Source organism: Gemmobacter sp. (assembly GCF_046292685.1).
Lineage (GTDB): Bacteria > Pseudomonadota > Alphaproteobacteria > Rhodobacterales > Rhodobacteraceae > Wagnerdoeblera.
This window is the reverse complement of record NZ_JBKBQM010000075.1, coordinates 2656-9636: the sequence shown is the minus strand read 5'-3', so window position 1 is coordinate 9636 and position 6981 is coordinate 2656. Positions and strand designations below refer to the sequence as shown.

Below are 6981 nucleotides of genomic sequence, written 5' to 3'. Positions count from 1 at the left end.
GGCCGCGACGTGGTGCTGACGCGCGAACCGGGCGGCAGCCCGGGGGCCGAGGAGATCCGCCGCCTTGTGCTCGAGGGCGACCCGGCGCGCTGGTCGGCCGAAACCGAGGCGCTGCTGTTCACCGCCGCGCGGCGCGACCATCTGGAACGCACGATCCGCCCGGCGCTGGCGCGCGGGGCCATCGTGGTCTGCGACCGTTTTGCCGACAGCACCCGGGTATACCAGGGCGTCACCCGTGGCGATCTGCGCGCGCTGGTCGATGCGCTGCATGCGCTGGCGATCGGGGTGGAACCCGACCTGACGGTGCTGATCGACATCGACCCGGCCGTGGGCCTCGCGCGCGCGCAGGCCCGCGCCGGCGCCGAACAGCGGTTCGAGGACATGGGCCTTGCCATGCAGGCGCGCATGCGGGCGGCGTTTCTCGACCTCGCAACTGCCCAACCCTTGCGCTTTCGCGTGGTCGACGGGGCTGCGGATGCGGCAGAAGTCGGCATGCGGGTGCGCCGTGCCCTCGGCCCGCTCTAGCCGCCTTGCGTCGCGCCCCCTATATTGCACCCCGACCGCAGGAGGAGCGCGATGATGAACCTGTTTGCCCGCAAGCCCGTCACCATGGTTTCCGCCGCCGAGGCGCTGCCCGGCCGACCCGCGCCCATCCCCACCGCCGAGACGCATTTCCTGTCGGGGCTGCCGCTGAAATCCCCCGTGCCCGCCGGCATGGCCGAGGCGATGTTCGGCATGGGCTGCTTCTGGGGCGTGGAGCGGGTGTTCTGGAAACTGCCCGGCGTCTGGCTCACGATGGTGGGCTACGCCGGCGGCCACACCCCGAACCCCACCTACAAGGAAGTCTGCACCGGCCTGACCGGCCATAACGAGGTGGTGCGCCTGATCTTCGACCCGGCGGTGATCCCTTACGAAAACCTGCTGCGCACCTTCTGGGAAAACCACGATCCCACCCAGGGGATGCGGCAGGGCAACGATGTGGGCACCCAGTATCGCAGCGGCATCTATTGCGCCGACGACCGCCAGCGCGACATCGCCGAGGCCAGCCGCGCGCTGTATCAGCATCGGCTGATGCGCGCCGGCCGCGGCGCCATCACCACCGAAATCCTGCCCGCCCCCGCCTTCTACTTCGCCGAGGATTACCACCAGCAGTATCTGGCGAAAAACCCCGACGGTTACTGCGGCATCGGCGGCACCGGGGTCAGCTGCCCCATCGGGCTCGGGGTCTGATCCATTGACGCATGACCTGATCGTGCTGGGCGCCGGCCCTGCCGGTGCCGCAGCGGCGGTCACGGCGGCGCGGGCGGGGCTTGCGGTGGCGCTGGTCGACCGGGCGCTGTTCCCGCGCGACAAGCTGTGCGGCGGCGGAATCACCGGCCGGGCGCAAGGCTTTCTCGACCATACCTTCGGCGCCTTGCCGGCGGGCCTGTTGCACCCGGTGGCCACGCTGCGCCTGTCGCATGGCGGGCAGGAACTCGGCACCCTGCCGTGCGACCCGCCTTTCGGCACCACCATGCGCCACCGCTTCGACGCGGTCTTGCGCGGGCTTGCGCTTCAGGCCGGCGCGCAGGATTACGCCGGCCGCCGCGCCGACCGGATCGACCCCGGCACCGGCCGCGTCACCTTGTCGGACGGCACCGCCTTGCAGGCGCCGGTGCTGATCGGGGCCGATGGCGTGCATTCCGCCACCGCCCGGGCGCTTTGGGGCCGCGCGCACGACCCCGCCCGCGTCGCCTTCGCGCTCGAGGTCGAGGCGCCCCCGCGCCCCGGCCCCGACGTGCTGGACATCGACCTTGGCGCGGCCGCCTGGGGCTATGGCTGGGCCTTTCCCAAGGCCGGCGGTCTGACCGTGGGCGTCGGCGGCCTGCAACCGCATAACCCCGATCTGCGCGCGCGCCTGGACCGCTATCTTGCCGCACAGGACGCGCCCGCCGGGCTGCGCGTCAAGGGCCATCACCTGCCCTTCGGCGAAACCCGCGCCGTGCCGGGCGAAGGCCGCGTGCTGCTGGCGGGCGATGCGGCGGGCCTGGTCGACCCGATCACCGGCGAAGGCATCGGCTGGGCCGTCCACTCGGGCCGGCTGGCCGCCCTCGCCGCCGCGCGCGCGCTGGCCGAAGATGCGCCCGGCGCGGCGCTTGGCCACTACGCCGCCGCGCTCGCCCCCGTGCTGGACGAACTGCGCCGCGCCCGGCTGTTGCGCGGCCTGATCTACGCCCGCCCGCTGCGCGGCAACTTTGCCCGCATGCTTGCGCGCCACCCGGCGGTGCAGCAGCGCTATGTCGACCTGATGCAGGGCCGGCGCGACTATGCCGACATCGGCCTCGGCTCGGTCCTGCGCGTGCTGCGCCGAACGCTGGCCGCCGGGCTTGACCGCGCCCGCCCTCGCGGCTAAGGCCGCACCGGGCCCCTTCTTGCCTGTTCCCGAATATCCTGCGGGGGTCCGGGGGCGCTGCGCCCCCGGCGCCGGCCCCTCTGCGCAACCCCGGAAAGCCCGACCCATGCCCACCTTCACCGCGCTCACCACCCTGCCGGGCCAGGACGCTGCCGAAGCCCTGGCCGAGGCGCTGGAATCCTCCAGCCCCGAACCGACCGGCGTCGGCGTGTTCGAGATCGAGGACGGCTCCGGCCTGTGGGAGGTCGGCGCCTATTACGTCGAACCGCCCGATCGCGCGGTCCTGCTGCTGTTGTCCACCGCCTTCGGCGCCAACCCGTTTCAGGTTTCCGAACTGCCCGAAATCGACTGGGTCGCCAAGGTGCGCCGCGACCTTGCCCCGGTCGAGGCCGGGCGCTTCTGGCTTTACGGCAGCCACGATGCCGACAAGGTGCCCCCCGGCGTGATCCCCTTGCAGATCGAGGCGACGGTGGCCTTCGGCACCGGGCACCACGGCACCACGCTGGGCTGCCTGCGCGCGGTGGACCGGCTGGCAGCGGCCGGCATGGCGGCGCGCAACGTGGCCGACATCGGGTCGGGCACCGGGGTGCTGGCAATGGCCGCGGCGCGGCTGTGGCCCGACGCGGCCGTCATCGCCAGCGACATCGACGAAGTCGCGGTCGAGGTGGCCCTGGCCAATGCCGCCATCAACGACCTGGCCGACCGCGTGCCATGCGTCGAGGCGGCGGGCTTCGACCACCCCGACCTTGCCGCCCGCGCGCCTTACGACCTGATCTTCGCCAATATCCTCAAGGGCCCGCTGATCGAGCTTGCGCCGGCGATGGCCGCGCATGCCGCCCCCGGGGGGGTGCTGATCCTGTCGGGGTTGCTGACCACCCAGGCCGAGGACGTGACCGCCGCCTATGTCGCCGCCGGCTTTGCGCCCACCGCGCGCGAGGATATCGGCGACTGGTCCACCCTGGTGCTGACCCGGGCCTGACCGGCCGGCCGGCGCCCCGGTCTTGCCACCCGGGCGCCGCAAAACCTCCGCAATCCTTCGCCACTCTTGCCACGGTATTTGTGTTGGCGAGGGCTTGAGCGTGGACGAGAACCTGACAGACTTCCGGCACCGCGTCGCCCGCATCGAACGTGCGCATGTTTCGGGCCTCGGGTTCGAGGCCGACGGCACCCTCGGGCGGTCGCATTACGCCCGGCGCAAACGGTGGCGCCTTCCGCTGATGGGGCCGGTGGTGGTGGTGATGGCGCTGGTCACCGTGCTCAAGGCGCTGATCCATGTGCGCCTCGGCGGCGACCTGTATCAGGCCCGGGTCGATGCGCTTTGGTCCGGCGAGGGGCTGGGCTGGCTGGGCGCGCTGGTGATGCAGCCCGATCCGCTGACGATCTGGCTTTCGGCCCATATCGGCGCGCTGGTCTAGCCTGGCTTCTCGGCAAAGACAAAGGCCGCCCCGGTTGCCCGGTGCGGCCTGTCGAACGTCTTTCCCGCGCCAGCGGCGCGGCGGCTTGGAGGCGGCTCAGCGCGTGCGGGCCGAAATGGCCTCGATGTCGCCGCGGCACAGACCGATATCGTCCAGTTCGCGGTCCGAAAGCCGGGCAAGGGCATTGCGGGTCACGCGGGCGTCGTTCCATGCGACGAACATTGCGACAGCCGAGGCCACGAGGCTGCTCAGCCGGCCCCCGAAGAAACCCCGGGCGGGGCGGGAGGTGTCGAAAGCGGCCATGATGAGGGATCCTTTTGCAAACTGCCTGTTCTTGAAGCGTCCTGCTTCCTGCGCAGTCAGATAGGGATGCTGCATGTGCAAAGCAAGCGCGATCGATTCATGCCCGGCTTGCATTCTGCGCATGGCTTGCCTCGCCGCTCGGACGCTAGGAAAACAAGGCGATTCCGCGCCGCAACAAAGGTCGCATCCGGTGGGCCGAAGGTCGTTTCTGCGCTGCGGCAATCACGCGGTCGTGCATTCCGCTTGGCCTCTGTTCCCCTTTCGTGCTAGCGTCGGGAAAACGGCAGGGGCAGGCAGGATGCGGGTGCTGGGGATCGACCCGGGGTTGCGGAACCTCGGCTGGGGGGTGATCGACGTGGCGGGCAACCGGCTGACCCATGTGGCCAACGGCATCTGCCATTCCGATTCGGGCGATCTGGCCGACCGCCTGCTGTCGCTGCACGGGCAGTTGACGGCCGTGTTGCGCCAATGGGCGCCCGAGGCGGCGGCGGTGGAACACACCTTCGTCAACAAGGATGCGGTGGCCACGCTGAAGTTGGGTCAGGCCCGCGGCATCGCGCTGCTGGTGCCGGCGCAGGCCGGGCTGCGGGTGGGCGAATATGCCCCGAACGCGGTCAAGAAGACCGTGGTGGGCGTGGGCCACGCCGCCAAGGTGCAGGTCGACCACATGGTGCGGCTGCATCTGCCGGGCGTCGTGATCGCCGGCCCCGATGCGGCCGACGCGCTGGCGGTGGCGATCTGCCACGCGCATCATCTGCAATCCTCGGGCCGGTTGGCGGCGGCGGTGCAAAGGGCGGCGGGATGATCGGCAAGCTTTCGGGCGTGGTGGACTGGAAAGGCGACGGGGTGGTGATCCTCGATGTGCGCGGCGTGGGCTACGAGGTGACGGTGTCGGACCGCACGCTGGCCGCCTTGCCGCCGCCGGGGCAGGCGGCGGCGCTCTATACCGATCTGGTGGTGCGCGAGGATCTGTTGCAGCTGATCGGCTTTCCCACGCTGCTCGACCGCGAAAGCTATCGGTTGCTGACCACCGTGCAGGGGGTGGGGGCCAAGGCGGCGCTGGCCATGCTGGGCACGCTGGGGGCCGAAGGGGTGGCGCGGGCGATCGCGCTTGGCGATGCGCGGGCGTTGCAGGCCGCGCCGGGGGTCGGGCCCAAGCTGGCGCAGCGCGTGGTGCTGGAGCTCAAGGCCAAGGCGCCGCTGCTGATGGCGCAAGGCGGGCGGATGCCGGCGGCGGCCGGCGCGCCGGAGGATGCCGTGATCGAGCGTTCGGCGGCGGCCCCCGACCCGGCCGCGCAAGGCCGCAAGGCCAAGGCCCCGCCGCCGCCCGACCCGGTGGCGCTGGCCAGCGCCGATGCGCTGTCGGCGCTGGCCAACCTCGGCTATTCCCACGGCGACGCGGCCGCGGCGGTGGCGCAGGCCGCCGGCGAGGGGGCGGCCGACACCGCAACCCTGATCCGCGCCGCGCTGCGGCTGCTGCAACCCCGCGGCTGAGCGCCCGCCCCTCTTGCGCCGCCCGGCTGCGGCCCCATATCGCCAGGCAGAAAAGGAGGGCGCACAGATGGGCGGCTACGGCAAGACGGCGATCCTGATGGCGGCGATGACCGCGCTGTTCATGGGGCTCGGGGCAATTCTGGGCGGCACCCAGGGCGCGGTGATCGCGCTGGCCGTTGCGGGGGCGATGAACCTGTTCGCCTACTGGAACTCGGACAAGGCGGTGCTGTCGATGGCCGGCGCCCGCGCGGTGGACGAACGCAGCGCGCCCGATCTGGTGCGGATGGTGCACCGGCTGGCCGATGGCGCCGGGATGCCGCGGCCAAAGGTCTACATCATCGAGACCGACCAGCCCAACGCCTTTGCCACCGGACGCAACCCCGAGAATGCCGCCGTGGCGGCCACCACCGGCTTGCTGCGCGCGCTGAGCGCCGAGGAAGTCGCGGCCGTGATGGCGCACGAGCTGGCCCACATCCGCAACCGCGACACGCTCATCATGACGCTGACCGCCACGATGGCGGGGGCGGTGTCGATGCTGGCGAACTTTGCCTTCTTCTTCGGCGGCAACGACCGCGAGCGGCCGGGCGGCATGATCGGGACCATCCTGCTGATGATCCTGGCGCCGCTGGCGGCGGGGCTGGTGCAGATGGCGATTTCGCGCGCCCGGGAATACGAGGCCGACAAGGCGGGGGCCGAGATCTGCGGCAACCCGCTGTGGCTGGCCGCGGCCTTGAAGCGGATCGAGGCGCTGGCGAGCCGCATCGACAACCCGGCCGCCGAGCGCAACCCGGCCACCGCCCACATGTTCATCATCAACCCGCTTCATGCCCATGCCCACGACCGGCTGTTCGCCACCCACCCCAGCACCGCGAACCGCGTGGCCGCGCTGGAGGCGATGGCGCGCAGCTGGCCGGGGTCGCGGGCTGCGGGCGGGGCGGGCCGGATGGCGGGCTCGCGCATTCCGGTCGTGCGGCGCTGAGCGGCCGGCGGCGGCAAGGGGGCTGTCTGCCCCCTTGGACCCCCGAGGATATTTCGGCAAGGTGAAGGGCTGCGCTGCCCGTCCCGGCGAGGGACAGGAGTTCGGGATAACGAAATCAAGGGTTTGCGCGCGCGTTTTCACGATTTGTTAACAATTGGCCCGAGTTTGGCGCGATTGGGGGCGGCGCTTTTGCAGGGGCGTCCGTTTGGGGCGCGGGGCTGCGGCCACCGGGTTGCCCCCCGGGGGGGCTCGGGGGCGCGCTGAGCGTTGGGCCCTGGGCCGGCGCCTTGCGGCTGGGCTGGGGGTGGTGGTGCGGGCGCGAGAGTCTCGTCGCCAGCGCCCGGGTCGGACCCGGTGTTCCGGGAGGTGTGTCGGGGTGGTCTACCGAGGCTTGCGCC

9 protein-coding genes are annotated in these 6981 nt (G+C 71.7%); 8 read left to right on the top strand and 1 reads right to left on the bottom strand.

The features are described 5' to 3' along the window. The 5 genes from tmk to ACK4S2_RS14890 form a co-directional block, all read left to right on the top strand. Positions 1 to 525, top strand: a 525-nt coding sequence (gene tmk, locus ACK4S2_RS14910; protein WP_409626106.1) for a dTMP kinase, incomplete at its 5' end; no start/stop codon positions are given. Positions 526 to 579: 54 nt separating this feature from the next. Next, complete coding sequence (gene msrA, locus ACK4S2_RS14905) at positions 580 to 1230, top strand: peptide-methionine (S)-S-oxide reductase MsrA (RefSeq protein ID WP_409626108.1); 651 nt, start codon at positions 580 to 582, stop codon at positions 1228 to 1230. 4 nt (positions 1231 to 1234) lie between these two features. Beyond that, entirely contained in the window at positions 1235 to 2392 is a 1158-nt protein-coding gene (locus ACK4S2_RS14900; protein WP_409626103.1) for an NAD(P)/FAD-dependent oxidoreductase, read from the top strand. Between the two features lie 106 nt (positions 2393 to 2498). Next, positions 2499 to 3371, top strand: coding sequence for a 50S ribosomal protein L11 methyltransferase (locus tag ACK4S2_RS14895; RefSeq protein ID WP_409626100.1), 873 nt, complete (start codon positions 2499 to 2501; stop codon positions 3369 to 3371). Between the two features lie 100 nt (positions 3372 to 3471). Then, the gene (locus ACK4S2_RS14890; protein ID WP_409626098.1) at positions 3472 to 3807 is read left to right on the top strand and encodes a hypothetical protein; all 336 of its coding nucleotides are present in this window, start codon (positions 3472 to 3474) and stop codon (positions 3805 to 3807) included. A gap of 96 nt (positions 3808 to 3903) precedes the next feature. On the opposite strand, the gene ACK4S2_RS14885 is transcribed toward ACK4S2_RS14890, so the two are convergent. Beyond that, positions 3904 to 4110, bottom strand: coding sequence for a DUF1127 domain-containing protein (locus ACK4S2_RS14885; protein WP_409626095.1), 207 nt, complete (start codon positions 4108 to 4110; stop codon positions 3904 to 3906). Positions 4111 to 4408: 298 nt separating this feature from the next. Between ACK4S2_RS14885 and ruvC the strand changes: the two genes are divergently transcribed. The 3 genes from ruvC (at position 4409) to htpX (ending at position 6583) form a co-directional block, all read left to right on the top strand. Further along, complete coding sequence (ruvC, locus tag ACK4S2_RS14880; RefSeq protein WP_409626092.1) at positions 4409 to 4915, top strand: crossover junction endodeoxyribonuclease RuvC; 507 nt, start codon at positions 4409 to 4411, stop codon at positions 4913 to 4915. Next, a complete protein-coding gene (gene ruvA / locus ACK4S2_RS14875) occupies positions 4912 to 5604 on the top strand; it encodes a Holliday junction branch migration protein RuvA (protein WP_409626089.1) in 693 nt (230 codons plus the stop codon). Before ruvC ends, ruvA begins: the two co-directional genes overlap by 4 nt. A gap of 67 nt (positions 5605 to 5671) precedes the next feature. Beyond that, a complete protein-coding gene (gene htpX, locus ACK4S2_RS14870) occupies positions 5672 to 6583 on the top strand; it encodes a zinc metalloprotease HtpX (protein WP_409626086.1) in 912 nt (303 codons plus the stop codon). Positions 6584 to 6981: the final 398 nt, after the last annotated feature.

Coding starts and splice junctions, on each gene's coding strand:
- msrA (WP_409626108.1), top strand. CDS start 580: ATGAACCTGTTTGCCCGCAAGCCCGTCACCATGGTTTCCGCCGCCGAG.
- ACK4S2_RS14895 (WP_409626100.1), top strand. CDS start 2,499: ATGCCCACCTTCACCGCGCTCACCACCCTGCCGGGCCAGGACGCTGCC.
- ACK4S2_RS14885 (WP_409626095.1), bottom strand. CDS start 4,110: ATGGCCGCTTTCGACACCTCCCGCCCCGCCCGGGGTTTCTTCGGGGGC.
- ruvC (WP_409626092.1), top strand. CDS start 4,409: ATGCGGGTGCTGGGGATCGACCCGGGGTTGCGGAACCTCGGCTGGGGG.
- ruvA (WP_409626089.1), top strand. CDS start 4,912: ATGATCGGCAAGCTTTCGGGCGTGGTGGACTGGAAAGGCGACGGGGTG.
- htpX (WP_409626086.1), top strand. CDS start 5,672: ATGGGCGGCTACGGCAAGACGGCGATCCTGATGGCGGCGATGACCGCG.